The organism is Burkholderia paludis (assembly GCF_000732615.1).
Taxonomy (GTDB): Bacteria; Pseudomonadota; Gammaproteobacteria; order Burkholderiales; family Burkholderiaceae; genus Burkholderia; species Burkholderia paludis.
This window is the reverse complement of record NZ_JPGL01000065.1, coordinates 19,492-45,871: the sequence shown is the minus strand read 5'-3', so window position 1 is coordinate 45,871 and position 26,380 is coordinate 19,492. Positions and strand designations below refer to the sequence as shown.

21 protein-coding genes and 2 pseudogenes are annotated in these 26,380 nt (G+C 65.3%); 9 read left to right on the top strand and 14 right to left on the bottom strand.

What is annotated here, in order from left to right:
- Positions 1 to 471: 471 nt before the first annotated feature.
- Positions 472 to 1,689, bottom strand: coding sequence for a non-hydrolyzing UDP-N-acetylglucosamine 2-epimerase (gene wecB, locus GQ56_RS0131290; protein ID WP_031402402.1), 1,218 nt, complete (start codon positions 1,687 to 1,689; stop codon positions 472 to 474).
- Between the two features lie 1,311 nt (positions 1,690 to 3,000).
- Between wecB and GQ56_RS0131285 the strand changes: the two genes are divergently transcribed.
- Together GQ56_RS0131285 and glmS are read left to right on the top strand one after the other, a co-directional pair.
- Positions 3,001 to 4,089, top strand: coding sequence for a hypothetical protein (locus tag GQ56_RS0131285; protein WP_031402401.1), 1,089 nt, complete (start codon positions 3,001 to 3,003; stop codon positions 4,087 to 4,089).
- A 49-nt stretch (positions 4,090 to 4,138) separates the two neighbouring features.
- Complete coding sequence (gene glmS / locus GQ56_RS0131280; RefSeq protein ID WP_031402400.1) at positions 4,139 to 5,956, top strand: glutamine--fructose-6-phosphate transaminase (isomerizing); 1,818 nt, start codon at positions 4,139 to 4,141, stop codon at positions 5,954 to 5,956.
- Positions 5,957 to 6,086: 130 nt separating this feature from the next.
- On the opposite strand, the pseudogene GQ56_RS47090 reads toward glmS, so the two are convergent.
- Both GQ56_RS47090 and GQ56_RS0131275 read right to left on the bottom strand, forming a co-directional pair.
- Positions 6,087 to 6,179, bottom strand: a pseudogene (locus GQ56_RS47090) (DUF1153 domain-containing protein); the annotation flags it as partial.
- 61 nt (positions 6,180 to 6,240) lie between these two features.
- Complete coding sequence (locus tag GQ56_RS0131275) at positions 6,241 to 7,134, bottom strand: LysR family transcriptional regulator (RefSeq protein ID WP_031402399.1); 894 nt, start codon at positions 7,132 to 7,134, stop codon at positions 6,241 to 6,243.
- 93 nt (positions 7,135 to 7,227) lie between these two features.
- Between GQ56_RS0131275 and GQ56_RS0131270 the strand changes: the two genes are divergently transcribed.
- Genes GQ56_RS0131270 through GQ56_RS0131255 form a run of 4 tightly spaced genes read left to right on the top strand, consistent with a single transcriptional unit; the run spans position 7,228 to position 10,273 of the window.
- Positions 7,228 to 8,034, top strand: a complete 807-nt coding sequence (locus GQ56_RS0131270) for an SDR family NAD(P)-dependent oxidoreductase (RefSeq protein WP_321029208.1) — start codon at positions 7,228 to 7,230, stop codon at positions 8,032 to 8,034.
- 45 nt (positions 8,035 to 8,079) lie between these two features.
- Complete coding sequence (locus GQ56_RS0131265) at positions 8,080 to 8,826, top strand: SDR family NAD(P)-dependent oxidoreductase (protein WP_031402397.1); 747 nt, start codon at positions 8,080 to 8,082, stop codon at positions 8,824 to 8,826.
- A 43-nt stretch (positions 8,827 to 8,869) separates the two neighbouring features.
- Positions 8,870 to 9,514, top strand: a complete 645-nt coding sequence (locus GQ56_RS0131260) for a glutathione S-transferase family protein (protein WP_031402396.1) — start codon at positions 8,870 to 8,872, stop codon at positions 9,512 to 9,514.
- A gap of 30 nt (positions 9,515 to 9,544) precedes the next feature.
- Positions 9,545 to 10,273, top strand: coding sequence for an SDR family NAD(P)-dependent oxidoreductase (locus GQ56_RS0131255; protein ID WP_031402395.1), 729 nt, complete (start codon positions 9,545 to 9,547; stop codon positions 10,271 to 10,273).
- A 366-nt stretch (positions 10,274 to 10,639) separates the two neighbouring features.
- Here the strand turns inward: GQ56_RS0131255 and GQ56_RS44920 are convergent, their stop codons facing one another.
- Entirely contained in the window at positions 10,640 to 11,035 is a 396-nt protein-coding gene (locus tag GQ56_RS44920) for a DUF3592 domain-containing protein (protein WP_152601913.1), read from the bottom strand.
- Between the two features lie 311 nt (positions 11,036 to 11,346).
- Here GQ56_RS44920 and GQ56_RS46745 point away from each other — a divergent pair.
- Positions 11,347 to 11,520 (top strand): annotated as a pseudogene (locus tag GQ56_RS46745) (IS110 family transposase); the annotation flags it as partial.
- Between the two features lie 16 nt (positions 11,521 to 11,536).
- Here the strand turns inward: GQ56_RS46745 and GQ56_RS0131245 are convergent.
- The 3 genes from GQ56_RS0131245 to GQ56_RS0131235 all read right to left on the bottom strand — a co-directional run bounded on the left by GQ56_RS0131245 (position 11,537) and on the right by GQ56_RS0131235 (position 15,441).
- Complete coding sequence (locus GQ56_RS0131245) at positions 11,537 to 12,673, bottom strand: OmpP1/FadL family transporter (protein WP_052007366.1); 1,137 nt, start codon at positions 12,671 to 12,673, stop codon at positions 11,537 to 11,539.
- Positions 12,674 to 12,953: 280 nt separating this feature from the next.
- Positions 12,954 to 14,117: a CaiB/BaiF CoA transferase family protein gene (locus tag GQ56_RS0131240; RefSeq protein WP_031402393.1), complete on the bottom strand. Its 1,164-nt coding sequence runs from the start codon at positions 14,115 to 14,117 to the stop codon at positions 12,954 to 12,956.
- Between the two features lie 145 nt (positions 14,118 to 14,262).
- The gene (locus GQ56_RS0131235) at positions 14,263 to 15,441 is read right to left on the bottom strand and encodes an acetyl-CoA C-acetyltransferase (RefSeq protein ID WP_031402392.1); all 1,179 of its coding nucleotides are present in this window, start codon (positions 15,439 to 15,441) and stop codon (positions 14,263 to 14,265) included.
- Positions 15,442 to 15,656: 215 nt separating this feature from the next.
- Between GQ56_RS0131235 and GQ56_RS46740 the strand changes: the two genes are divergently transcribed.
- On the top strand, positions 15,657 to 18,002 hold the full coding sequence (locus GQ56_RS46740) for an enoyl-CoA hydratase-related protein (protein WP_031402391.1): 2,346 nt from the start codon (positions 15,657 to 15,659) through the stop codon (positions 18,000 to 18,002).
- 94 nt (positions 18,003 to 18,096) lie between these two features.
- Here the strand turns inward: GQ56_RS46740 and GQ56_RS0131225 are convergent, their stop codons facing one another.
- The 4 genes from GQ56_RS0131225 to GQ56_RS0131210 form a co-directional block, all read right to left on the bottom strand.
- Positions 18,097 to 18,543 carry a hotdog family protein gene (locus GQ56_RS0131225; RefSeq protein WP_031402390.1) on the bottom strand — a complete coding sequence of 149 codons (447 nt, stop codon included), beginning with the start codon at positions 18,541 to 18,543 and terminating at the stop codon, positions 18,097 to 18,099.
- Positions 18,540 to 19,115 carry an FAS1-like dehydratase domain-containing protein gene (locus tag GQ56_RS0131220; protein ID WP_200878013.1) on the bottom strand — a complete coding sequence of 192 codons (576 nt, stop codon included), beginning with the start codon at positions 19,113 to 19,115 and terminating at the stop codon, positions 18,540 to 18,542. The genes GQ56_RS0131225 and GQ56_RS0131220 overlap by 4 nt, the downstream gene beginning before the upstream one ends.
- A 63-nt stretch (positions 19,116 to 19,178) precedes the next feature.
- Positions 19,179 to 20,141 (bottom strand): PDR/VanB family oxidoreductase, encoded by a 963-nt coding sequence (locus tag GQ56_RS0131215; RefSeq protein ID WP_031402388.1) that lies wholly within the window; start codon positions 20,139 to 20,141, stop codon positions 19,179 to 19,181.
- A gap of 32 nt (positions 20,142 to 20,173) precedes the next feature.
- Positions 20,174 to 21,466 carry a cytochrome P450 gene (locus GQ56_RS0131210; RefSeq protein ID WP_031402387.1) on the bottom strand — a complete coding sequence of 431 codons (1,293 nt, stop codon included), beginning with the start codon at positions 21,464 to 21,466 and terminating at the stop codon, positions 20,174 to 20,176.
- Positions 21,467 to 21,750: 284 nt separating this feature from the next.
- Here GQ56_RS0131210 and GQ56_RS0131205 point away from each other — a divergent pair, with 284 nt between their 5' ends.
- Entirely contained in the window at positions 21,751 to 22,467 is a 717-nt protein-coding gene (locus GQ56_RS0131205) for a TetR/AcrR family transcriptional regulator (protein ID WP_031402386.1), read from the top strand.
- Positions 22,468 to 22,551: 84 nt separating this feature from the next.
- Here the strand turns inward: GQ56_RS0131205 and GQ56_RS0131200 are convergent, their stop codons facing one another.
- From GQ56_RS0131200 to GQ56_RS0131190, 3 genes are all read right to left on the bottom strand, one after another.
- Positions 22,552 to 23,976: an aldehyde dehydrogenase family protein gene (locus GQ56_RS0131200; protein ID WP_235212796.1), complete on the bottom strand. Its 1,425-nt coding sequence runs from the start codon at positions 23,974 to 23,976 to the stop codon at positions 22,552 to 22,554.
- Between the two features lie 37 nt (positions 23,977 to 24,013).
- Positions 24,014 to 25,123, bottom strand: a complete 1,110-nt coding sequence (locus tag GQ56_RS0131195) for an NAD(P)-dependent alcohol dehydrogenase (protein ID WP_031402384.1) — start codon at positions 25,121 to 25,123, stop codon at positions 24,014 to 24,016.
- Positions 25,124 to 25,219: 96 nt separating this feature from the next.
- A complete protein-coding gene (locus GQ56_RS0131190) occupies positions 25,220 to 26,374 on the bottom strand; it encodes an acyl-CoA dehydrogenase family protein (RefSeq protein WP_031402383.1) in 1,155 nt (384 codons plus the stop codon).
- Positions 26,375 to 26,380 lie beyond the last annotated feature (6 nt).

The following is a 26,380-nucleotide window of genomic DNA, read 5'->3' as shown; positions in this document are numbered from 1 at the left end:
ATTCGAATTGTGCGGCATGCAAACCGTCGCCCAGGCAACGCGGCCCTGTCCGGACTGCCAGCGAATGCCGGCCGGATAGCGCCGCCTGCGCGCCCGCCCCGGGCGGCGTCGACATCGCCTCCGGGGCCGGAATCGTAGGGGGATCGAGTCAGGCTCCAACTTTAACCGAACCGTTGCGGGTTCGCGCCGCCGCGCCGGATGCGTCGCGACGGACGATCGGCGCTCGGGGGCGAGCGCTCCCCGGGGGCGGGAAACCACGTCCCGGACGGGCATTCGGGAAGATGCCGGGGCCGGCATCCGTCGACGTACCGGTGCGGCGCACGACACGACGGAACGGGCGTTCGACGAGGACCGAACCAGGAAGGGAAACGCGTTCCGGGGGGCACACGAACGCGCATCCGTCCTCGCGAACGGACCGGGCCGCGTGCGACCGCACCGTACGGCCCCGGCAACGCTGCCGCGCCACCCCGCTTACGGCGAGCGCAGCGCCTGCAACCCGCGCGTGAGCGCGTTGTACGGCAAATCCGCGCCCCCCATCGAAAAGCTCGTCGTCTTCGTCGTCACCCCGGGCGTACGCATCAGCGCGTGGACGATCCGCTCGCTCGCGTGACCGTCGCCGTACGGATTGCTCGCGCGCGCCATTTCCTCGTAGGCGCTCTCGCTGTCGAACAGGCGCGACGCCTCCCGCACGATCCGTTCGGGATCGGTGCCGACGAGCCGAGCGGTGCCGGCCTGGATCGCTTCGGGCCGCTCCGTCGTCTCGCGCGTGACCAGCACCGGCTTGCCCAGTGCGGGCCCCTCTTCCTGAATGCCGCCGGAATCGGTGATGATGAAGTGCGCGCGAGACATCAGGAATACGAACGATAAATATTCCTGCGGCTCGATCAGGTAGATGTTCGGCACGCCGCCGAGCCGGGCGCGCGCCGGTTCCCGCACGTTCGGATTCATGTGCAGCGGATAGACGAACTGCGCATCGCGATAGCGGCTCGCCAGCAGGCACAGCGCGTCGCAGAAATTCAGGAACGGTTCGCCGAAGCTTTCGCGGCGATGGCCGGTGATCAGCACGACGCGCCGCGACGGATCGAGAAACGGAAACTGCCCGGCGACCCGCTCCGTCAGCGCGGCGGTGCAGTCCAGCATGCGCTTGACCTCGTGCAACGCGTCGATCACGGTATTGCCCGTGAGCACGACCGCCCCGCCCGGTACGCCCTCGCTGAGCAGGTTGTCGCGCGCCTGCCCGGTCGGCGCGAAATGCCACGACGACACCGCATCGGTCACGCGCCGGTTCAATTCCTCCGGCCACGGCGACCAGATGTCGCCGCTGCGCAAACCGGCCTCCACGTGCCCGACGGGAAGATAGCGGTAGAACGCCGCGAGACTCACCGCGAGCGTGGTCGTCGTATCGCCGTGCACCAGCACGACGTCCGGACGCAATTCGTCGAAGACGACGCCGATCGCCTGAAGAATGCCGGTCGTCACGTCGGTCAGCGTCTGGCTTTGCCGCATTACGTTGAGATCGTAGTCGGGCTTGATGTCGAACAGCGTCAGCACCTGATCGAGCATTTGCCGATGCTGCGCGGTGACGCACACCCTGGCGTCGACATCCGCCTGCGCCTTCAGCGCGCGCACCAGCGGCGCCATCTTGATGGCCTCCGGGCGGGTCCCGAACACAATCAGAATCTTTTTCATCGTTATCCTCGTTAAGCCGCCGCGCACCGAACGACCCCGCTCGTGGCGCGAAGCATGTATTCAGGCAGCGCCTCCCGTACCCGCACCCGGTCGACACGTTGTCGTGTCGCGGAGCGAGCGCGCCATCCTGTCCGCGCGGACTGCGTCGCGCGAATCGTCGTATCACCGGCGTCCCGTTGCATTTGATCGGTCGAATCGGGCGTGGCGCCTCGCTGCATCGGGCATCGCGCCTGTTCGTCACGCCCCTTCCACTACAGCAATATTCAAACCAGCCGCCCTGTGCCCGCGCCCCGTTCATGCCGCACACGGGCCGTACTCGCAGCGCGCGGCGGAACGTTTCACAACTGCTACGCGCGCTGCATCGACGCGCAAGGGCGATACAGACGGACATCCGGGCGATCGCACCATTCGTTCGACAACGTCGTCGGACGAATCGCGCATGCACGTCCGGCACACGCTGCGTGTCGTCCGTCACGAATCCGCCGAGAGGCGTTGCGTCGTCTCGATTCACAGCTTTCGTCAGTGCAGTGCGCAGCGTGCGAGCGACCGCCCTTCCATCGCTTTGGCCGGACATGCAACGTCGTTCACGTCGCACGAATTAACGGGGCGGGAAATGTTGCGAATGTGTAACGCGGCTCGCGAACGGGCCGGTTGCATCGGAGTCCGGTTCATCCGATGCGTGCCACGGCACGCCATGCGCTCGCATCCGGGCCGATGCACACGCAACGAACGGCGCGCGACGCATCGCGACGCCAGGCCGCGCCGACAGGGCGGCACCGGTTCGGCAGACGAATCGCCCGGCACATCGCGCACGCGGCAAACGAAGCCGGTCGTGCACGGTCGCTCGACGCATGTGCAAGCTGATTCTTCGATGAATCAAAATGCGCCGCCGCCGCGCGGGCCGCACGCCCGGCCCGCGCCCCGATCCTTGCTGCGCGCGGCATCGCGACCGATGGCTCACGCCTTGCTTCATCACGCACAGGCAAGCCCCGACGCACGCGCACGACAGCGGACAGACGGGAACACCGAAGCAACGAAGCCGGATGACGACGCGTCCGCCGGGAACGAAGGGCAAGCGTTCCTGCACGTTCGACGTGTCGCCGCGCCCCGTCGAGATACGCGCGATCCGCGGGCCGTTTTCGGGCTCGCATGTGCAGAACCGGTTCGTGCGCGCGCCTATCGGCTCCAGCCTCGTGCTCACCGGCTCCAGGGTGAACCGAGCCACGACATCGACACGCCCGCCGGGCGCGACGCGGCCAACGCCGCGCGCGGCGACGATTGCACAGGACCGCCGCGCAGGCGACCAAGAACATGACCCGGCCCGAGCTGTTCCCGCCCGCACACGTGCGCGTGGCGGCCGCCGTCTCGCCGTGCCGCCTGTGGCACATCGCCTGCTGCATCGCCGCGTGCGGCTTCGCACTGCTCGCGAACGCCGCCGAACTCCGGCTCGACGGACCGTATCAACGCGCCGACGGTGCGATCACCGTCCGCGCGAACGGCGCCGGCATCGATCCTTACTTCGCCGCGAAGGCGCTGCTCGCCGCGTCCGACGCACAACTCGACACCCGGGCGGCGGCCCTCGCCTGGATCGCCTGGTTGATGCCGCGCCAGCGCGACGACGGCAGCTTCGCGCGCTACTGCGCGAAGAACGACCAGTACAGCGCATGCGCCGAAGCGGAAACCGACGATGCCGTGATGGCCACCTGGATCGAACTGCTCGCCCGCTTCGCGCCCCCCGAAGGCCTGCCTGCCGCGTGGGAACTCAGCCTGAACCGCGCGGGCGAACATCTGGACACGCTGTTCGACAAACCCTCCGGCGTCTATCGGGTCTCCTCGTCCCTGCAGGTCGCGTGGCTGATGGACAACGTCGAGGTGCACAGCGCGTTCCTCGCACTGTCGACCTACTACGTCCGGCGTGCCGACTACGCCCACGCACGCCCCTGGAGCCAGCGCGCCGACCGGCTCGCGGCGTCGATCCTGAAGGTGTTCTGGCGCGGCCGGCAATCCGGCTTTCGCGCCAGCACGCAGCAGGTTGGCGAGACGAGTCTTTATCCGGCGAAAGTCGCCCAGATTCTCCCGCTCCTGTCGGACATCCAGGTCCCCGAACTCTCCAACGAGGAGATCTACGCGCAGTGGATGCGGAGATACGGCAAGCGCTGGCCGCAACTCGCCGACGCCGATTACCCGTGGAGCCTGATCGGGCTGGTCGCGCTCAAGATGAACGACGGGAACACGATGGCCTGCTGGCATGCGCGGTCGGGCACGTACCGGCAGGGCGCGCACTGGAACGTACTGGAGGAGACGCTCTATCTGGCATTCGAGAGCCGGACAGCCCCGCCCGTCGCACCCGCTCGATGCGGATTCACGACGGTGTCGGCAACGGCAACCGCATCGCACTGATGCAACGGTGCGCGCGGTCCATGATGATTGAACGGGAAGGAGACGTGTCATGTGTGGCATCGTCGGCGCGGTCGCGCAACGGGACATCGTCCCGATTCTGATTGAAGGTTTGCGTCGCCTCGAGTATCGCGGCTACGATTCGTGCGGCGTCGCGACGGTCGTCGACGGCCAGGCGCGCCGGGAGCGCAGCGTGTCGCGCGTTGCCGACCTCGACGCGCACGTGCGCACCGCCGGCCTGACCGGGAGCACCGGCATCGCGCATACGCGCTGGGCGACGCACGGCGCCCCGGCCACCTGCAACGCGCATCCGATCTTCTCGCGCGACGAGATCGCCCTCGTGCACAACGGCATCATCGAGAACCACGAGACGTTGCGCAAGCAACTTTCCGACGAACACTACGAATTCGACGGCCAGACCGACACCGAAGTCGTCGCCCACCTGATCCACAGCCAGTATCGCGGCGACCTGCTCGCCGCCGTGCGCGCCGCAACGGCGCAGCTGCACGGCGCCTACGCGATCGCCGTGTTCAGCAAGCACGAGCCGCAGCGGCTGATCGGCGCGCGCGCCGGCTCGCCGCTCGTCGTCGGCGTGAAGGACGGCGAATGCTTTCTCGCGTCCGACGCGCTCGCGCTTGCCGGCATCACCGACCGCTTCATCTTTCTCGAGGAAGGCGACATCGTCGAGCTGACGGCGGGCGGCGTACGGGTGCTCGATCGCGGCGGCGCGCCGGTCGAGCGCGCGGTACAGACCATCTCGTCCGAGCAGGGCGCGGTCGAACTCGGGCCGTACCGGCATTTCATGCAGAAGGAGATCTTCGAGCAACCGCAGGCCGTGGCCGCGACCATCCCGGACGCGGGGCTGTTCGATCCGGCCGTATTCGGCCCGGACGCCGCGCGGGCGTTCCGGCAGATCGACAATGTCCTGATTCTCGCGTGCGGCACGAGTCACTATTCCGGCCTGACCGCGCGCCGCTGGCTCGAAACGATCGCACGCGTGCCCGCGCAGGTCGAGATCGCCAGCGAATACCGTTACAGCGATGCGCTCGCGCTGCCGAACACGCTGGTGGTGAGCGTGTCGCAATCCGGCGAGACCGCCGATACGCTGGCCGCCCTCAAGTATGCGCAGGCGCTCGGCCATATCGACACGCTGGCGATCTGCAACGTGCCGACCAGCGCGATGATGCGCCAGACCCGCCTGCGCTTCCTCACGCGGGCCGGCCCGGAAATCGGCGTCGCGTCGACCAAGGCGTTCACGACGCAGCTCGTCGCGCTGTTCATTCTCGCGGTCACGCTCGGACGGCTGCGCGGCTACGTCGACGATGCGCAGCTCGCGCGCCATGCGACGCAGCTGCGACGGCTGCCCGGCGCGCTCGAAGACGTGCTCGCGCTCGAACCGCAGATCGAGCGCTGGGCGGCGGAATTCTCGCAGCACGAGAATGCGCTTTTTCTCGGGCGCGGCCTGCATTATCCGATCGCGCTCGAAGGGGCGCTGAAGCTGAAGGAGATTTCGTATATTCATGCGGAGGCGTATCCCGCGGGCGAGCTGAAGCATGGGCCGCTAGCGCTCGTCACCCACACGATGCCCGTCGCGACGATCGCGCCCAACGACGCGCTGCTCGAGAAGCTGAAGTCGAACATGCAGGAGGTGCGGGCGCGCGGCGGGCAGCTTTACGTGTTCGCCGATGCCGATACGCGGATCGACAACGGCGAAGGCGTGTCGGTGCTGCGCATGCCGGATTACTACGGGTTGCTGTCGCCGATCCTGCACGTCGTGCCGTTGCAGTTGCTCGCGTATCACGCGGCATGCTTGCGCGGCGCGGATATCGACAAGCCGAGGAATCTGGCGAAATCGGTGACGGTCGAGTGAGGCAGTCGAGATCCGGACGATGCGCGCGTGCTGGCGCAAGTCCGGATCGGTTCGGGGCGACGGAGTGCGCCGGTGGTAACACCCGTCGAAACCTGCTCGGGTCAGGCGGCCAAGGTGAACGCCTCGGCGACGTCGTCTCGCCCTGAATGACGTCCAGCACCAGCGCGCTCTTGCGCTTCGCCGCCACCCACCGTCTGACGTAGTCGGCCATCTTCGCGCTCACCGTCTTTTCGCCCATTGCCGTATGAGCAGCCTTGCACCGGAGCATGACACGCGAGGCGCTGTCAGCGCTTCTCGCTCAACGCCCGCAATTCGTTCAGACGTGACAGGAACAGCTTGAGCGTCGGCGAGCGGTTCGCCTTGCTGTAGCCGACCGCGACGTCGATCGTCGGCGCCTCGCCTTCCAGCGGACGGCTGACGACCGACCACGGCAACAGATCCCTGGCATAGGCGGGCATCAGGGCGAGCCCGCGCGTGGAAGCCACGAGGGAAATGGCCATCGCCATGTTGTCGACGTGGTGGTCGAGCGTGATGTCGACTCCCGAGCGGCGCAAGTATTCCATCGTGACGTCGTGCAGCACGCCCGCCTTGTTGGAGCCGCCGATGAAGATCTCCCCGACCAGATCGCGCGGATGAATCGCTTCCCTGGCGGTGAGCCGATGATCGCTCGGCATCAGGACGATGAGCGGCTCGTGATCGACAACCTCGTAGCCCAGATCGAATCCGGGTTCGACGCGCATGAAGGCGACGTCGATCCGGCCGCGAACGAGAGCCTCGGCCAGATCGGGCGAATAGTCGCTCGACACGTTGACCTCGATGTTCTGCAGTTCGTCGCGCAGCACATGCATCACCCGGGGCAGCCAGTTCATCTCGTGCCCGGTCTGGAAGCCGATCGCGAAGGTCTTCCTGGCCGGCTGCGCGGCACGGCGCGCGCCCTCCACGCCGGCCGCGACCTGCGCCAGTGCCAGGCGGGCATGGTCGAGGAAGACCTTCCCCGCGGCGGTCAGTTCGACGCCGTGAATGCTGCGCGTCAGCAGTTCGACGCCCACCTCGTACTCCAGATCGCGAATCTGCCGGCTCAGCGCCGGCTGGGAAACGTGCAGGCGCCGCTCGGCGGCGGTCGTCAGGCTGCCTTCCTCGGCCACGCCTATGAAGTAACGCAGATGCCGGAGTTCCATCGCCTATCCATGCTTTTAAGTTATGCCCCTCAGCTTACAAGGTATTTTTCAGGACCGGAATACCCGCCTACATTGACATCCATGGAAGCACGCATGCCAACCGGCAAGCTGCTGATCCTAAACGATGTTTTCGATCGAACGATCATCAGGAGCAAGACAATGAACACGCTGACGAACAAGGTGGCACTCGTAACGGGCGGCTCGCGGGGCATAGGTGCGGCGATCGCCAGGCGCCTCGCCGCGGACGGCGCGAGCGTCGCCATCACCTACGCCCGGGACGCCGCCGCGGCGGACGCCGTGGTCAAGGCAATCGAAGCCGACGGCGGCAAGGCGCTGGCGATCCAGGCCGACGCGGCGGACGCCGCGGCCGTCACGCGCGCGGTCGACCAGGCGGTGGCAACCCTCGGCCGGCTGGACGTGCTGGTGAACAATGCCGGCACGGCCATTCCGAAGACGTTCGAGGACACCACGCTCGAGGAAATGGACCGCGTCCTCGACATCAACGTCCGCGGCGTGTTCGCCACCACCCGCGCCGCGCTGAAGCACATGAGCGACGGCGGACGCATCATCATGATCGGCTCGGCGGTCGGCGAGCGTGCCGTTGCGCCCGGGCTGGTGCCTTACGCCGCCACCAAGGCCGCCGTGAAGATGTTCACCCAGGCGCTGTCCCGGGAAGTCGGACGCCGCGGCATTACGGTCAACAACGTTCAGCCGGGCCCGATCGATACCGACCTGAATCCCGCTTCGGGCGACTGGGCCGTACCGCAAAAGGCCGCGACCGCGCTCGATCGCTACGGCCGGGCGGACGAGATCGCCGCGGCGGTGTCGTTCGTCGCCGGCCCGGAATCGTCCTACATCACCGGTGCGAATCTGACCGTCGACGGCGGCATGAACGCGTGAACGCGCCGCGCGCCCCCATCCATCCTTCGAGCAAGCGTTGCGATCATGACTAATCTCTCCGGAAAGACCGCTCTCGTCACGGGAGCCTCGCGCGGCATCGGCCGCGCAATCGCCCTGGCCCTCGCACGGGCCGGTGCGCAGGTGCTGGTTCACTACAGCCGCGGCGAGCAGGAGGCCGATGCCGTCGTCGCCGAAATCCGCGCGCTCGGCGGCCGCGCCGGAAAAGTCGGCGCCGACTTGCGGCAGGCGGACGGCCCGCACGCGCTGGCCGGCCAGGTCCGCGAGACGGTCGGCGGCCGTCTCGACATCCTGGTGGCCAACGCCGGCATATCCCGGGCGGCGAGCATCGAGGACACCACGATCGAGGACTTCGACAGCCTCTTCGCCGTCAACGTCCGCGCGCCGTTCTTCCTGGTGCAGCAGTTGATGCCGGTCTTGTGCACGGGCAGCAGCATCGTTTTCACGTCTTCGCTGGCCGCCCACGCCTCGGTCGGCACGCTGTCCGCCTATGCGGCCACCAAGGGCGCCGTCGATACCCTGGTGAAGCACTTCGCCACGGCCCTCGGGCCGTGCGGCGTGCGCGTCAACGCCGTCGCCCCCGGCGTGGTCGAAACGGACATGTCCAGTTTCGCCAGGACCGATGCCGGCCGCGAGGTCACGCTCGGCATGCAGGCGCTCAAGCGTCTGGCCCAGCCGGAGGACATCGCTCCGGTGGTCGCCTTCCTGGCATCCGACGACGCACGCTGGATCACCGGCGACACCGTCAACGTCGACGGCGGCTCCAGGCTCTGAGCCGCCCTCACCTCCTCGCTCACGACTCCATGGGTATATCGCGATGACGCCCGATACGCTGAAGCTTTACCACGCTCCCGCCTCGCCGAATTCGCGGCGGATACGGATTCTCCTCGCCGAGAAAGGCCTGGACGTCCCGCTCGTCGCCGTCGATCTCGGCAACGGCGAACAACATTCGGATGCCTACCGGGCAATCAATCCGCGCCGGGTGGTGCCGACCCTCGTGCTGGAGGACGGCACCGCCATCGGCGAAGTGCCGGTCATCATGCGCTATCTCGACGAAGCCTTTCCCGACACGCCGTTGACGGGCACGACGCCGACGGACAAGGCGCTGATCGCGATGTGGGAGCGGCGTGCCGAGCTGGAAGGCTTCGCGCCCGTGATGGAAGGCATCCGAAACAAACTGGCCGGCTTGAAGGGCCGCGCCATGGCCGGCCCCCACGACTACGAGCAGATTCCGGCGCTGGTCGAGCGCAGCGTCCTGCGAGTACGGGACTTCTTCGCCGACCTGAATCGGCGGCTGGAGCAGACGTCGTTCGTGGCCGGCGCGCGCTATTCGGTGGCGGACATCACTGCGTTGGTGGCCGTCGACTTCGCGAGGTCGCTGGGGTTGTCCCCGTCAACCGACCAGGCCGCGCTCAAGCGCTGGTACGACGCGGTATCGAGCCGCCCCAGCGCGGCAGCGTAACGCCTCTCGACGATCACTGGAGTTGCATCGATGAACAAACTCGACGGAAAAATCGCGGTCATTACGGGCGGCACGACGGGCATCGGTCTAGCCACGGCGAAACGCTTCGTCAGCGAAGGGGCCCATGTCTTCATCACGGGCCGCCGCCAGAAGGAACTCGACGAGGCCGTGGCACAAATCGGCAGCCACGTCACCGGCGTTCAGGGCGACATTGCGAACATGTCCGACCTCGATCGCCTCTACGAAACCGTCGGCGCGAAAGGCCGGATCGACATCGTCTTCGCCAATGCCGGCGTCGGCGGCTTCGCTCCACTGGGACACATCACGCAGGAGCATTTCGACACGATATTCGACATCAACGTCAAAGGAACGCTGTTCACGGTGCAGAAGGCATTGCCGCTGCTGAACGACGGCGGATCCATCATTCTCGCGGGCTCGGTCGCGAGCATGAAAGGCACGCCTGCCTTCGGCGTGTACGGCGCGAGCAAGGCCGCGATACGGAACTTCGTCCGTGCCTGGAGCGTGGAACTGAAGGACCGCCGCATTCGCTCGAACGTCCTCAGCCCCGGCCCGATCGACACGCCGATCATGGACGGCCAGCCGGTGGATCTCATCGCGAGGATGGTGTCCACGATTCCGATGGGACGCATGGGCGAAGCCGACGAAGTCGCCAGGGCCGCGCTGTTTCTCGCCTCCGATGACTCCAGCTTCGTGACCGGTATCGAACTCTTCGTCGATGGCGGCAGGGCGCAGATTTGATCGACGCCATGCAATCGCGCGGCGTTTGGTGTCTTGACCGGAATCAAGGGGACGGCGCCTCCGCCGCGCGGCGGAATCAGTTCGATCGTTCCGTGCGCGTACGTATTACCAGCCATTGACCCTCGGTGAACTCACGTGCCGGGGTGAACGCCGGGAGCGCTGTCAACAGCGCTGCTCGTCTGAGACAGGTATGCGATCTGTTCTTCGGTGAAGTTGCTTTTCTTCACGGCATGCCACCTGGTTTCGATGACAACGCCATGCCGGAATTTTCAATTTCCAAACGGAACCGCTTTGCCGGACAAGGGCACCGCCGCCCGCTTCGGACATGAATTTCATAGCCCCTCTCAGCGCCCCTATCCACATGGCTCATCCATATCTTGGCCGCAACGGCTCTCCGGTCAATCCGGCGTATATGAATGAGATTGCAAAAACGGCTGACAGGATCGTCTCAAGCCACATGTTGCTAAACGTATCGACTTTCGCCGATGCAAGTGGTTTGGTCGGGTCGTAGCGGACAGGCAATGAATCGCCAACCTCCACCGAAACGAAGCTACCCGGAAACGATACATGTTCGCCCGCCTGCGTCACAAATGAAATCTCGGGATGATGTTCACCGTAGTTCAGTCGAACGACTGTCCCTTGCGTGGCAATCGAGGATTTGATGAAGGCCAGCCTGTCGTCAAGCGAAATCAGCGTCCAGATGGCTGCGCACAGGCCGATCACCAGCGCAACGTAATTGAACTTCAGTGCTTTGCCGGTCACCCTTGCTCCTCGAATGATCTTCGCCCGCAACTTGTGCGGACGATCGCCGATCGCTTTTATAAGCAACGCGTTGTTTTCCGGCCCCGGACACCTGGAATCCGACCGCGCGAAACCCGCAGCAGCCGCATGATCCGGAATTCAGATCGGCTGGATTGCTCGCAACCGTCGTCGCAGGACTTGATGAATCGTTTGATGCCGAGATATTACTACCCGAGCTTGCCGCTCGGGTTCCTGGAGACAGACTGGTACTTGCTCCCTGACCATACGGCTGATTTCTCGCCAGAATCATTGCTGCGGGTCACGGGGAGATCACCACGCGCATTCGTCGGCGCACCACCGCTATTACCGCTTTCCAGCAACGACCGATCTCTATCGGCAAACCGCCCAAGGGCGCACTGGTTGCTTGCATGCGCAAGCGCCTGACCGTGCTCAACGCCATGGTCAAAACCCATACTCCTTGGAACGGTTCTCTTCATTCCGCGTGACTCGCTACACGAATGCTCAGAACTTCCTGGAGTACTGGAGCGCGTAGAAGTTGATGGACGTATCGAGGTTCGTGCCCGTGGAAGCCCCGGTCCCGTACACCTTGTTCGGCAGCCCGTAGTCGAACGAGAAGCTGATGTCCTGCGTCTTGTCGACGTGACAGGTGAAGCCGCCGGTGACCGACCGGTTCTGCGTGACGGGGCCGAGCACGTTGGTCATCGTGTGAGCGGAATCGGACCACTGGCCGGACACCATGTAGCCCGTGCGTACCGTCCACCGGTTGTCGATGTCGTAGGAAGCACCGAATCGCCCGGCATTGATGTTCCTGTAGCCGAACGACTCCGGATTGCCGAATACCCGCGTGTTGCCCCAATTGATGCGGAGGTAGTCCGCCGCCAGCGTGAGTGCGGAAGTCGGACGCCACGACACGCCGACGCCGTATTCTTCCGGCAGATCTCCGCGGCCATCGCTCGACGCGAGCACATCACGGTTGTATCCGGAGAAGCGGCTGAGTGCCGTCTTCGATGTGTAGCTTGCGCCGACGGACAGGGTCGGCAACACGTCCCACAGGGCCCCGAGCCTGAAACCGGCGCCATAGGCGAAGCGCATCCCGTGGCCGGGCAACTGCGAGAATCCGCTGGACAAGTCGGCGTCGATCGGCTGGCCATCGGGCACCGCGACGCCGCGTGCAAGGAACGCCGCGGACACCAGGTTGAGCGACACGCCCACGGCGAGGTTGTCCGTCAGTTTGCGCGTGACGGTTGGCGAAATGAAGTTCGCGACAAAGATCGTCGTCGAATGGCTCAACCCGGGAACCGGTACGCTCGACTGGTTATACAACCCTCCCGCGCCTTCGCCGGAGACCACCACGCCGAACGTCGTCTTGCTGTCGTACTGGAAATTGAAGCCGCCGCTCGGGATCACGAAGAACTTCAGCCCGGACAGCTGGTTTTTCGGAGACAGGTATGTGTTGTTCTGATCCGTCGTCAGCAGCAGTGTCGCGAAATCGGCCCGATTGCCGACCTTCGACAGGTTCGCCGGGTTCTCGGCGCCCGAGATCGCGTCCACCGGATTGGCAATCGATGCGCCCCCCATCCCCATCAGCAGCGGCGAATAGGAATCCGGCTGCGCACCGAGTGCTCCCCATGCCGACATGGGTATCGCAAAAGGCACGCACGACATCGCAAGCGGCGCCATGGAACGTCTGAATCGCTTCATTTGTCTCCACCCATTTAATTTCGTTATACTTATTAATAAACCGGAAATACCGGAATAATTCCGTCAATCCACTTTCAATCGCTCCCTTTCCCGCCGTTCGAATCGCTCGACGCCACTGCCGCCCCGCCACCTTCGCATGTGGCTCTGGCACGGCAAAACCGCCCACCATCCCGGAGCGTCACCTCCGGGTACGGCTGGTTCGATCCGCCCCTCTCGCCTATTCGCCGAATCCCAGCTCGCGATTCAGCTCCTGCGTATGCTCGCCGAGCGTCGGCGCATGTCGCGGTACGGTCTTTTCAGCCGCCGAGAAGCGAACCGGCTGACCGACCTCCGTATAGCGTCCTTCGCTCGGATGTTCGCGTTGCGTGAACAGCCCCGACGCGTTGAGCTGTGGATCGTCGAGCAGATCGTCGATCGTGTTCACGCGACTGGCCGGAATGTTGTTTTCGGCCAGCAACGCAAGCCATTCGTCCGTCGTCCTTTCCGGCAACACCTGCGCCATGTACCGATACAGCCGGTCCGCGTTCGCGCGCCGCTCCATCAGCGTGGTCAGCCCCGGTTCCTGCGTCACGTGCGACAGGCCCGTCAGTTCGAGGAAGCGCAGCCATCGGCCGTCCTGGTAAGGCGCGATCACGATGTAGCCGTCCTTGGTCCGCATCGGCTGGCGCGTCGGGTCGAGTTGCCGCGCGTAGCCAGTGGATCCGATCGGCGGATCGAAGGTGCGCTCGTACAGGTGTTCGAGCAGGTTGAAGCTCGCCATCGCCTCCAGCATCGGCACTTCGACGAATTGCCCTTCGCCCGTTCGCAGACGGTGAATCACGGCCGCCATCGTCGCGTAGGCCGCATGCAATCCGGAAACCTTGTCCGCGAATGCCATCGGCAGGAATCGCGGCGCCGGGTTGCCGTCCACGCGCGGCAGCAACGATGCTGCGCCCGACGACGCCTGAATGATGTCGTCGTAAGCCGGCAGTCCGCTTGACGGGCCGCTGGTATCGAACCCCGTGCAATGGACATAGATGATGTCCGGACGCAATGCCCGCACGGTCTCGTAACCGAGCCGTGCACGCTCGACGGCGTCAGGACGGATGTTGTGGATGAGGATGTCGCTGGTAGCGAGCAGGCGTTCGAGCGCGTCGCGTCCTTCTCTGCTTTTCAGATCCCATACCACCGATCGCTTGCCGCGATTGAGGCGCATATGGAGCGGCCCCATGTAGGGCGTTCTGGCCGACTTCCCGATATTTCGCGACGCGTCGCCGATGGCATCCGGCTCGATCTTGATCACATCGGCACCGAGATCGGCGAGAATCTGCGTGCAATACGGGCCGAAGATGACCGTCGTCATGTCGACCACACGCAGGCCGCTAAGCAATGAAGGCTTCATCAGGCTGTCTCCGAAACTGGTTTATGACTGCGGGCGCACACTTCGCGCCATTTTTCGTGTGCGACGGGACAGGCCTCGGCGCCCCGTCCCGCGGCATGCGGGCACGGCACGCATCGAGCGAACCCGCACCCCTGCCGCCGAACGGTCAGAGCCGTTCGATGATCGTGACGTTGGCCAGTCCGCCGGCCTCGCACATCGTCTGCAACCCGTAGCGCTTGCCGCGTTGGCCCAGCGCATGGACGAGCGTCGTCATCAACCGCGTCCCGGACCCGCCGAGCGGGTGTCCGAGCGCGATCGCGCCGCCGTTGACGTTCAGCCGCTCCGGATCGGCGTCGAGTGCCTTCAGCCACGCGAGCGGCACCGGCGCGAATGCTTCGTTGACTTCGAAGAGGTCGATATCGTCGATCGTCATGCCGGCCTTGTCGAGCGCCTTGCGGGTGGCGGGCAACGGCGCCTCGAGCATGATCACCGGATCGTGCCCGATGACCGTCATCTGATGGATCCGCGCAACCGGTTCAACCCCCAGGGCCTTCAATCCGCGGCGGTTGACGATCATCACGCCGCTCGCGCCGTCGCAGATCTGGCTGGCGTTGGCTGCGCTGATCACGCCGCCCTCAGCCAGCAGCTTGACCGACGAGATCGAATCCAGCGACGTATCGAAACGGATGCCTTCGTCGACGACATGCATCTCGCCGCTCGGCGCGCCGTCCTTTGTCTTCACCGCAACGGGTACGATTTCCGCGTTGAACAGGCCCGCCTCGGTCGCCGCAATCGCGTGACGATGGCTGCGCAACGCATAGCCATCGATCTCCGGCCGGGCCAGTCCGAACTTCCTCGCGATTGCCTCGGCACCCGCAAACTGGCTGAACTCGACGTCCGGATAGCGCCGCGCGATGCCGGGGCTGACGAAATGCCCAAGCCCGTGCTGCTGCGGCAGCGATACCGGTGTGAACATCGGTACGCGGCTCATGCTTTCCACGCCGGCGGCAATCACCACGTCCATGGCCCCCGACATCACGGCCTGCGCGGCGAAATGCACCGCCTGCTGCGACGACCCGCACTGGCGGTCGACCGTCGTGCCAGGCACGGCTTCGGGCAGCCCCGAGGCGAGAACGGCACCGCGAGCAATATTCATCGCCTGTTCGCCGACCTGGCCGACGCAACCCATGATGACGTCTTCGACGATCGCCGGATCCGCACCGGTGCGCTGGATGAGCGCGTCGATCACCGTCGCCGCGAGATCGACCGGATGCCATCCGGACAAGCGGCCATTGCGGCGCCCGCCCGCGGTGCGCGCGGCGGACACGATAAATGCTTCGGACATATGTTCTCCAAGGGGTTCCAACCGTCACGCCATTGTTGGCCCGATCCTCGGTGCGCGATTCGTCGGAACCGACGAATTTTCGATGGCGTCGAACCACGTGGACATGCTTGCCCGGATTCGTCGGTTTCGACGAATCCGGCTCCGTTCCGCTCCGCGATAATCCATGACGACAGGCTTGCCGTTGCTCATCGACCTTCCGCTGGAAAACTCACACCATGTCACTCTCCCCGTCCACCCCCGTCATCGTCGGCGTCGGCCAGTTCACCGAGCGAATCGGCTCGCCGGCCTATCGTGCGTTGAGTGCCGTCGACATCGCGGCCGAGTCGGCAACACGCGCGATCGAGGACGCGCAGTCGTTCGACCGGCTGCGCGCACATATCGACGCCATCGCAACCACTCGAACCTTCGACGATTCGAATCCGCTACGCGCACAACCGTTCGGCCGCTCGAACAATTTCCCGCGCTCCGTCGCCAACCGGCTCGGCATTGCACCGCGCATCGCGGTATGGGAACAAGGAGGCGGCGATTCGCCGCAAAAGCTCGTCAACGAATTCTGTGCGCGGCTCGCGGACGGTGAATGCCGCATGGTACTGATCGCCGGCGCAGAGAATATCTCCACCGCTCGGCAGCTCAAGGCGGAGGGTCGAACGGCGGACTGGTCGGAACAGGTGGACGGCAGCGTCGACAACCGCGGCATGGGACTGCGCGGCCTCGTTTATCGCTACAACACGAGCCACGGCCTGGTCGGTACGCCGCCGACATACGGACTGTGCGAAACGGCGCGGCGCAGCGCGCTGGGCCAGACAGCCGCCGAGTACGGCGTGGAGATGGGAAAGCTGTTCGCGCCCTTTACCCGCGTGGCCGCCGCCAATCCGTACGCGTCGTCCGCCGTGTCGCCGTACACCGCCGAAGAACTCGTTACCGTCGGTGAACGCAACCGCATGATCGCTTCGCCGTATCCGCAGCGACTTGTCGCACGCGACCAGGTCAACCAAGGCGCCGCGCTCCTGCTGACGACCGTCGGCGTGGCGCGCGAACTCGGCATCGACGAACGAAAATGGGTGTTCCTGGCCGGTCATGCCGCCACGGTCGAACGCGAAGTGATGGAGCGCCAGGCACTCGGCCGGTATCCGGCCGCGGTGCTCGCGTGCCGCGATGCGATGCGGCAGGCCGGCGTCACGACCGACGATCTCGCGTTCTTCGACTTCTACAGTTGTTATCCGATCGCCGTGTCGAGCGTCGCAATCGACGGTCTCGGCCTGACGGCCGACGATCCGCGCGGCCTGACCGTCACGGGCGGCCTGCCCTACTTCGGCGGCCCGGGCAACAACTACTCGATGCACGCGATCGCGACGATGGTCGAGCGTTTGCGCGCGCACCACGGCACGTATGGCCTGATCGGCGCGAATGGCGGTTACCTGTCGAAGTACGCGGTCGGCATCTACACGACGCGCCCCGCACCGTTCGTGCCGAACGATTCCGCCCACCTGCAGGCCGAGATCGACGGCTGGCCCGCACCGCCGCGGGCCACGAAACCCCGCGGCAGCGCGACGGTCGAGACGTTCACGGTCGTGTATGCGAAGGGAATTCCCGACTACGCGGTCGCCGTGTGCCGCAACGCGGACGGGGCCCGCTTTCTCGCGAGAACGGAGGCCGGCGACGCGAGCACGGTCGACGCCATGCTCGACGGCGATCCGGTGGGGCGTACGATCCATGTGCGGGCAACCGATCGCGGCAATCGCTTCGCGTTCAGCGAGGCGCGGCTGGACGAGCAGTTTCCACGGTGTTCCGCGGCGCTGCGCGCGGCGTACGATTTCGCGAAGGTCGAACGTCGGGGCCACCTCCTGATCGTGACGATCGACCGCCCGGAGGTGCGCAACGCACTGCACCCGGCGGCCAATGAGGAACTCGCCGGGATCTGGGATGCGTTCGACGCCGATCCCGACCTCTGGGTCGCGATCCTGACCGGCGCGGGAAGCGACGCGTTCTCGGCCGGCAACGACCTCAAGTACACGGCCAGCGGCAATCCGATGTGGATTCCGCAAAGCGGCTTCGGCGGCCTGACCGCGCGTGTCCGGACCAAGCCGGTGATTGCCGCGGTCAATGGTCACGCGATGGGGGGCGGCATGGAAATGGCCCTTGCGTGCGACATCGTCGTGGCGGACGAACGCGCGTCGTTCGCGCTGAGCGAGGTCAAGGTCGGCGTCGTCGCCGCCTGCGGCGGCCTCGTTCGCCTGCCGCGCGAGATACCGCGCAAGATCGCGCTCGAACACATCCTCACCGGTCGCGCGATTCACGCACGCCGCGCGGCCGAACTCGGCCTCGTCAATCGGGTGACGCCAGCCGGCGAAGCGCTGGCCGGCGCACTGGGCATCGCGGAAGAGATCCTGTCCGTATCGCCGACATCGGTGCGTGTGTCGATGAAGATCGTCAACGACGTCGATGCCGGCGACAGCACGACGCCGAGCCGCCACCTCGACGAACTGTATACGAGCGAGGACTACCTGGAAGGGCCGAACGCGTTCAAGGAGAAGCGCAAGCCGATGTGGAAGAACCGCTGATTCGCGCAGGCTGGTCGTGAGGCGGACCGGATCGGTCCGCCTCGCTCATGATGAACGGCAACACCCCGACCGCGCCGCCCTGCGCGTACGCGGCTTACGTGAGTTGCCCGGCTCGCATCGGCAGCACGGCGACGATCCTTCCCGGACCAACGGATACGCCCTGCGCGTTCTCCGACCACATCTCGAATTCGACGAAACCGGCGCCTTCGCACCACTTGCGCGCGACGCGCCCATTGACGACGACCGTATCGCCCACCGTATTGAACAGGCGCATCCGGAAACCGTTCAGGCGCCGGATCGTGCCGGCCTCGCCGATGTACTGCCGCACCGTACGCTCCCACATCCCCTGCAGCAGGAAGTTGTTCGCATACATTTCGGGGGCACCCGTCGCCCGCGCGACTTCGCTGTTGTGATGGATCGAGTTGAAATCGCGGTTTGCGCCGGCGGCCATGACCAGCCGGTACACGGTGAGCGGAAACGCGACGCTGTCCAGCGACTCGCCTTCGATCACGTCCTCCCAATATCGCTGCACGTGCGTCATGATTCAGGGCTCGGGTTGTAGCGGAAGAATGTCGTGCGGATGCGCGCCACGACGTCAAGCCGCTCGTTGACAAGTTGCGACTGCCACGTGATGAATGCGCCGCGCCCGACCCGGGTTTCCTTCGGTTCGCAGGCGACGAGCCATGCTCCGTGCTTCGCCAGGCGATCGCCAACCGTCACCGGCAGCAGATAGTCGATGTCGAGATCGGTCGCGAAGAAGCCGGTCGTCGGCGGCTCCAGCCCGCATCGAATGCCGGACACCGCGCTGCGCGAGGGCTGCGCATCGCGCGCGTCGCTGTCGAACAGCACGTCGCCCGGGCGCCACATCGGTTCGAGCGCGAAGGTCGGCAACGCGGCGACCGGCACGATGACATCCTCATGGCCATGACGGCGCGCAACGTCGCGGTCGTAATGCAACGCGCAATCGAACTCCAACGGTTCGAGCCAGCGGCGCACCGCGCTGTATTCGATACGATCGGCTGCAAACACGATCGGGCGGTCGTCGAAATTTCGACCTACGGCAGCGACCATCGGCTGCCAGTCGGCCTTCCAGGCGTCCGTGACAAGGGGCACGTTCATTCTCCCGTGATTGGGGCCGACGCGCCTGTCGCGCCGGCCTCGATACGTTTTCAAGGCTTACAGATCCAGCACGAGCAGCGAAGACCTGGCGCGCGAACAACACGGCGTAAACATCTCCCCGGCCGCGTGTTCGTCGTCAGTCAGGAACACGTCGCGATGCTCGACCTGCCCTTCGAGGACCCGGGTAAGGCACGTACCGCACGTCCCCTCGCCGCACGACGTATAGATGTCGATGCCCTCATCCGCCAGCACCGCCACGACCGACCGGTCCGCCGGCACGTGGAAGGTCTGCCCGGTACTGGCGATCCTGACGTCGAACGCGCCGTCATGCGATGTGTCGACCGGCTTCGCGCTGAAATACTCGAACCGGACACGATGCTTCGGTATGCCTGCCCGTTCGGCGGCGGCGCAGACCCAGTCGATGAAACCGGACGGCCCGCAGACATAGATTTCGTCGTCGCCCATCCGGCTGAATTCGGCATCGATGTCGAGCTGTCCTGACGGCTCGCCGTCGTCGAAATGAAACACGACGCGCGACGCGAACGGCGCTTGCCGAATGCGATTCAGGAACGCGGTGCCGCTCTCGCTGCGCGTGCAGTAGTGCATGATGAAATCGCGCCCTTGCGCTTGCAGTGCCTCGGCCATGCACAGCAGGGGCGTCACCCCGATTCCGCCCGCCATGAGGTGCACGCCCACGCCGGGGCTCATCGGGAAATGATTGCGCGGCAGGCCGATCTCCACCAGCGCGCCCTCCGCAAAGCCATCGTGAATCGCAATCGATCCGCCCCGCGACGCCGGATCGCGCAATACGCCGATCACGTAGCGGTCGCGCTCCGACGGCGGATTGCAGAGCGAATACTGCCGGACGATGCCGGGCGCCACATGTACGTCGATATGCGCGCCGGCGTCGAACGCGGGCAGTGGCGAACCGTCGGGCAAGCGAAATTCGATACAGACGATCTCGGGCGTTTCCAGGGTACGGCGTTCGATCCTGACGACGATCGTGTTGTTTTCGTTCATGATGTTTCCCTGACCGGGGATAAGGATTCCGTTCACTGCATCGTGCAGCGAACGGCAAGATGCTTGGGCCCGCTCACAAACGTGGATGCGATGAAATCCATGTCGCCCACAGGCTCGACCTTGCGCAACGCAGGAACAAGCTCCTCGAACAGGATGCGCATCTCCATCTTCGCGAGATGCTGGCCGAGGCAGACGTGGGCGCCGAAGCCGAACGCAAGATGCCGATTCGGCTTGCGATCGATGTCGAACTCGAACGGTTCGGGAAAAACCTCCTCGTCGCGATTCGCCGATCCGTAGCACAGCATCAGCCAGTCGCCCTTGCGGATCGTCCTCCCGCGAATCTCGGTGTCGGCCGTCGCCGTGCGCATGAAGTGACGCACCGGCGACGCATGACGCACCGCTTCGTCGATGAATTGCGGAATCAGCGCCGGATTCGCCTGAAGCCGTTCCAGAAGCCCCGGGAACCGACTCAGCGCCCACATCGCAACCGACGTCGACGACGACGTCGTATCGTGCCCCGCCGTCGCGATGATCACGTAGTAGCCAAGGCGGCTCATCTCGTCGATCGGCTTGCCGTCCACCACGGCGTTCGCGAGCAGGCTCGCGACGTCGTTGCGCGGCTCGCTTTTGCGCAATGCCGTCAGGCGCTCGAAATACGTCTTGAAATCGGCGACGACCGACATCAGCGCCTTGCCCATCGCGCTGTCGGAATTTCCTTCACGCCGTTTTTCGCGCTTGAATTCGGAGTCCTCGCTGCCGAACATTTCCTGCGTCAGGGACAGCATGCGCGGCGCATCTTCCTGCGGCACGCCGAGAATGTCCATGATGACGTGCAGCGGGTAATGCAACGCAATATCGTTCGCGAAGTCGATCGTCTCCCCGTTCTGCTCTCGGAGCTTTTCAACGGTGGCGCGTGCCAGCGCGCGGATCCGGTCGTCCAGCTTGAGAATGCTGTTCGGCATGAACCACGACTGCGTCAGTGCGCGCAAGCTCTTGTGTTCGTCGCCATCCACGTGCACCAGCGATTTCACGACGTTCGGGCTGCCCGTCATTTCGATCAGGTGCTGGATCGACGCTTTCGGTCGACAGACGACGGAGTAGTCGCCGTTGCGGAACAGCGCGTTGTCCCGCGAGATCGCGGAAATGTCGGCGTGCTTCGTGACGACCCAGAACGGATCGTGCCCGTCGGCAACCGCGCGTGCGACGGGATTGTTCACACGTGCCCAGGTATAGGTCGCATGCAGGCGATCGAGATCGGTGTAGGCCTTCGGATCGACCAACTGGTTGGCCATGTCGCCAGGCAAGTCAAAATTCGTCGTGTTCATGATCGTGGCTCGAGAGTTCGTTGGTGAAAGCAGCACATTGCGTGGCCGACTGTCCGCATCGTGTGTCGTCCTGATGCGCGCTTTCGTGCGGAAGCGTCAACGCACGCATAAATCAGAATCACAATTCTGTTTCTGAATTTTCAGTGCCCTTCTCCCGTCAATCCAATGCGTGCTTTCCCCTAGCGCCGCAGCCGGCCTGGACGGCACCATGCCGAGCGCGCTACCCGCCGTCGCGCTACTGCATAATGCGAACCTGGTTCGCAACATTCGACAGTCCAGCGCCCATGACCGTATCCGAGAAGACCCCGGACAAGCCGAAAAGCCGGCGTCGGCACGCCACGCGCGCCCCGGCGACCGCCGAGCAGCGCGGCGACGTCTTGCCCGCATTGCGTCCGCCGCGTCAGTCGCGCAGCGAAGCGACGCTGGCCAACATGCTTCGGGCCGGGCGCACACTGATCGAACAGCACGGCGACTTCGACGATGTCGTGATCGCCGACGTCATTCGCGCAGCCGGCACCTCGACCGGTGCGTTCTATTGCCGCTTCAAGGACAAGGACGCATTCGTTGCCGCAGTCATGGACGCGACGTTCGTCGAGCTCCGCGCGGAGGCCGACAAGTCCGTCGCAGAAGACGCCGTCTGGCGCAGCGGCAACGCGCGCGCGATCGCTGCCGGCATCGTCCATCACTACACCGATATGTGCCGCTGCAACCGCGGCGTCTTCAAGGCCGTCCTGCGCTATATCGCACCGATCGCGCCCGACGCGCACCCCATGCGCCTGCTCGATCGTCACATCAAGGATCTCGTCGTGCCGATCCTCGCGCCGCTGCTCGCCGGCCGCTCGACCAAGGTCTCGACCCAGGAAATCAGGTCCGCCATCCAGATGATCTCCAGCACCCTCGCAATGGCCGTGCTGACCGATCCCGGCCCGATGCGCTTCGAGGACGGCACACTCGAAAGCCATCTGTCGCTGATGATGCAGCGCTACTTGCGCATCGACTGACGGAACGACGCCGCGACGGCGGGCACTCGACGACGGTCGCGAAGCGACCGCCGCCGGGCCCGCCTGCCGGCCGCATTGGCCGGATCAGTGGCGCTTGATCGTGATGGTCTGCGGTTCGGTGCATGCCAGCATCCCTTCGACGCCGTGTTCGATGCCCAGGCCTGACTGGCCGTGGCCGGCGAACGGGACGTCCGGGGCCAGATACATGCTTTCGTTGATCCACACCGTCCCGCTGCCGATGCGTTCGGCGACTTGCGCGGCGAGCGCTTCGTCACGCCCCCAGATCGAACCGCCGAGCCCGTACGGGCCCGCATTGACACGCTCGACCACTTCGTCGATCGAGTCGTAGCGCAGGATCGGCAATACCGGACCGAACGCTTCTTCCGATACCACGCGAGCGTCCTCCGGCGGATTGTCGACCAGCGTGACGGGAACGAAATACCCCGGACCGCTCGGCACCTTCCCTTGAAAACAGATATTCAGACCGGCTCGGCGCGTCTCGTCGATCAGGTCGAGCACACGGCGATACTGTCGCGCATTCTGGATCGGGCCGAGCTGGCTGCGCGGGTCGGTTCCAGGACCGACCACCACGTCCTTCGCATAGGCAATCAGTCCGTCACGTACGGCGTCGTAACAGTCGCGATGTACGTACAGTCGCTTGGCCGCGATACAAACCTGCCCGCTGTTGGTGAAGGCTGCCCAGAACAGCGACGGGATCAGCGTGTCCACGTCGGCATCGGGCAGCACGATCGCCGCGTCGTTGCCGCCGAGCTCGAGCGTGAGCCGTTTGAGCGTCGGCGCCGCGCCCGCCATCACGCGTCGCCCGGTCTCGGTCGAACCGGTGAAGCTCACCTTGTCGACGCCGGGGTGCGCGCTGAGCCACGGCCCGAGATCGTCGCCGCCGCTGATCACGTTGATCACGCCCGGCGGCAATATGTCGGCCAGCAGCTCCGCGATACGCAACACCGTCAGCGGCGTCAGCGGCGACGGTTTCAGCACGACGGTATTGCCGGCGAGCAGCGCCGGAATGACTTTCCACCACGCCAGCAGCACCGGGAAATTCCACGGCGCCAGCGCCGCCACCACGCCAAGGGGCACACGCCGCGTGATGCTGCGGCGCTGCGGGCTGTCCTCGTTGACGACTTCCTGCGGGAACGTCAGCTTGCACTGGCCCTGCATGAAGCGCAGCAGGCTATGAAACTCCAGCTGCGCGAACGCAAGCGGCTTGCCTTGCTCCCGCGTCAGCAGCGCCGCGAGTTCGTCGCGTGCGGCTTCGACGCGTGGCGCGAACTGTTCCAGCAATGCCCGGCGCTGCTCGACCGGAACGGCGCGCCATGCCGGAAAAGCACGACGGGCAGCCGCGACCGCGCGATCCAGCTGGTCCCGCGAACAATCCGGCGCGTGTGCGAACACCTGCTCATCGGCCGGATCGACCACCGGCAGCAGCGTGTCTGCACCCACCCGCTCGCCGTCGATCAGCATGTGAAACGGATGCGACAGATCCATCATGAACTCCTCGTTTGAAATAGTCCGGCGGCCGGCTGCGTCAGGGCAGCAGGACGATCTTCGTACACAGGCCGCGATGCTGGTCTTCAAGGGCTTCGTTGATACGTGCGAGCGGGTAGGTGCGAATCATCTTGTCGAACGGAAACCGGCCTTCGAGATGCAGCGCCATCAGTTGCGGCAGGAACACGTCGGGCTCGCTGTCGCCTTCGATGATGCCGCGATAGGTGAACCCGCCCCGCATCAGCTGCAGGAGCGTTACGGGCAAGGGCAGTTCGCGCTCGCCGGCCGGCGGGACACCGACGACGCCGAACGTCCCGCGTGACGCCAGGATTCGCGGAACGGCCGAAATCACCGAGTGCCGCCCGCTGGTGTCGAGCACGTAGTCGATGCCGTCCGCGCGGATCGCACGTGCCGCATCGGCCAGATCGCCGGTCTCCGCCGGGTCGATCACATGGGTCGCGCCGAGTTCGAGCGCAAGTTCGCGCCGGCCGCGATGCGGCTCGACCACGACGATGGTCGTACATCCCTGGATCACCCCGCCCATCACCCCGCTGAGCCCCACCGCACCGCCGCCGATCACCATCAGCGACGCACCCGCGCGGCAGGCCATCGCACGCATCACCGCGCCGGCGCCCGTCTGCACGCCGCACCCGAGCACGCCGGCCAGCTCGAGCGGTACGCCGTCGGGCACCTTGACGAGATTGCGTTCCTTCGCGATCGCGTGCGACGCGAACGACGACTGGCCGAAAAAGCCGCCGGATACCGCGTCGTGCGCCGCGCGCAGCGTTTTCGAGCCATCCTCGCGCACGCCGCTGTAGTTGAGCGACGTGAATGCCTTGCAGTAAGGCGAGGCGCCTGCCGTGCAACACACGCAGCGGCCGCAGGACATGAAGGTCAGCGCGACGCGATCGCCCGGCTTGACCTTCGTGACGTGCGATCCGACCTGCTCGACGATGCCCGCGCCTTCATGCCCGAACACGGCCGGCAAGGACATCGGGAAATAGCCTTCCTGCGCGACCAGGTCGGTATGGCACACGCCCGCCCCGGCGATCCGAACGAGCACTTCGTCGGCACGCGGCTCGTCCAGCTCGACCGATTCGAGCGCGAACGGCGCATTCGGCGCGTGCGTGACGGCTGCAATGATCTTCATCGTGATAACCCCTCGATCGGCAACGAATAAAAAGCTGCCCTCATGTGCGGGCATGTGCGGACGAGCCGACATCCGTGCGGCTCCGCATCGGCATGCTCAACGTGTCTTGCCGGGCAGCGTGCCCTCGTACTTGCAGATGATGGTGAGCATGATCTCGTCGGCGCCCCCGCCGATCGACGTCAACCGGCCGTCGCGATAGAACTGCGACACCAGGTTTTCGCGCGTGAATCCCATTCCGCCCCAGTACTGCAGGCAACTGTCCGTGACTTCCCGCATCAGCCGGCCGGCCTTGAGCTTGGCCATCGACGCCAGCCTCGTGACGTCCTCGCCCGCGGCATACTGATCCACCGCCCGGTAGGTGATCGACCGCAGCGCCTCGACCTCGGCCCGCAGTTCCGCCAGCCGAAAATGCACGATCTGGTTGTCCAGCAGGGATTTGCCGAACACGTTGCGTTGCCGCGTGTACTCGATGGTCGCATCGATCACGCGGTCGAGCGTGCGGAGTGCCCGGGACGCGCCCCACATCCGCTCCTCCTGGAATTGCAGCATCTGATAGGTGAAACCCTTTCCCTCTTCGCCGATCACGTTTCGCCGCGGCACCCGTACGTCGTCGAAGAACAGCTGCGCGGTGTCGGAAGCGTGCATCCCGATCTTGTCGATCTTCTGGCGCGTAATCCCGGCGGCGTCCATCGGCACGACGATCAGACTCTTGTTGCGATGCGCGGGACCGTCCGAGGTGTTGGCCAGCAGGCAGCACCAATCGGCCTGCATGCCGTTGGTGATCCACATCTTGGTGCCGTTGATCACGTAGTCGCCGCCCGAGATTTCCGCCCGCGTCTTCAACGACGCCACATCGGAGCCCGCACCCGGTTCGCTGACGCCGATACAGCCGACCGCTTCGCCGGCAATCGCCGGGGCCAGATACTGCTGCTTGAGCGTGTCGCTGCCGAATTGCGCAAGCGCCGGCGTGCTCATGTTGGTCTGCACGCCGATCGCCAGCGGTATGCCGCCACAGTCGCATTCCCCCAGTGCCTCGGCCATCGCCAGCGAATAGGTAAAGTCGAGCCCCAGTCCGCCGTATTCCTCCTCGTACGTGATACCCAGCAACCCGAGGGCACCCAGTTTTCTGAAGACCTCGTGTACCGGAAAGGACTCGGCCCGCTCCCACTCCTGCACGTGCGGATTGATCTCGTTCCTGATGAAGCGGATCAGCGTGTCGCTGATCTGGCGATGCTGTTCGGTATATGGCATGTGGCC

Coding starts and splice junctions, on each gene's coding strand:
- GQ56_RS0131210 (WP_031402387.1), bottom strand. CDS start 21,466: ATGAACACGACGAATTTTGACTTGCCTGGCGACATGGCCAACCAGTTG.
- GQ56_RS46740 (WP_031402391.1), top strand. CDS start 15,657: ATGTCACTCTCCCCGTCCACCCCCGTCATCGTCGGCGTCGGCCAGTTC.
- GQ56_RS0131205 (WP_031402386.1), top strand. CDS start 21,751: ATGACCGTATCCGAGAAGACCCCGGACAAGCCGAAAAGCCGGCGTCGG.
- GQ56_RS0131265 (WP_031402397.1), top strand. CDS start 8,080: ATGACTAATCTCTCCGGAAAGACCGCTCTCGTCACGGGAGCCTCGCGC.
- GQ56_RS0131190 (WP_031402383.1), bottom strand. CDS start 26,374: ATGCCATATACCGAACAGCATCGCCAGATCAGCGACACGCTGATCCGC.
- GQ56_RS0131225 (WP_031402390.1), bottom strand. CDS start 18,543: ATGACGCACGTGCAGCGATATTGGGAGGACGTGATCGAAGGCGAGTCG.
- GQ56_RS0131240 (WP_031402393.1), bottom strand. CDS start 14,117: ATGAAGCCTTCATTGCTTAGCGGCCTGCGTGTGGTCGACATGACGACG.
- GQ56_RS0131200 (WP_235212796.1), bottom strand. CDS start 23,976: ATGATGGATCTGTCGCATCCGTTTCACATGCTGATCGACGGCGAGCGG.
- GQ56_RS0131255 (WP_031402395.1), top strand. CDS start 9,545: ATGAACAAACTCGACGGAAAAATCGCGGTCATTACGGGCGGCACGACG.
- GQ56_RS0131260 (WP_031402396.1), top strand. CDS start 8,870: ATGACGCCCGATACGCTGAAGCTTTACCACGCTCCCGCCTCGCCGAAT.
- GQ56_RS0131235 (WP_031402392.1), bottom strand. CDS start 15,441: ATGTCCGAAGCATTTATCGTGTCCGCCGCGCGCACCGCGGGCGGGCGC.
- GQ56_RS0131275 (WP_031402399.1), bottom strand. CDS start 7,134: ATGGAACTCCGGCATCTGCGTTACTTCATAGGCGTGGCCGAGGAAGGC.
- glmS (WP_031402400.1), top strand. CDS start 4,139: ATGTGTGGCATCGTCGGCGCGGTCGCGCAACGGGACATCGTCCCGATT.
- GQ56_RS0131195 (WP_031402384.1), bottom strand. CDS start 25,123: ATGAAGATCATTGCAGCCGTCACGCACGCGCCGAATGCGCCGTTCGCG.
- GQ56_RS0131285 (WP_031402401.1), top strand. CDS start 3,001: ATGACCCGGCCCGAGCTGTTCCCGCCCGCACACGTGCGCGTGGCGGCC.
- GQ56_RS0131245 (WP_052007366.1), bottom strand. CDS start 12,673: ATGTCGGCATGGGGAGCACTCGGTGCGCAGCCGGATTCCTATTCGCCG.
- GQ56_RS0131215 (WP_031402388.1), bottom strand. CDS start 20,141: ATGAACGAAAACAACACGATCGTCGTCAGGATCGAACGCCGTACCCTG.
- GQ56_RS0131270 (WP_321029208.1), top strand. CDS start 7,228: ATGCCAACCGGCAAGCTGCTGATCCTAAACGATGTTTTCGATCGAACG.
- wecB (WP_031402402.1), bottom strand. CDS start 1,689: ATGAAAAAGATTCTGATTGTGTTCGGGACCCGCCCGGAGGCCATCAAG.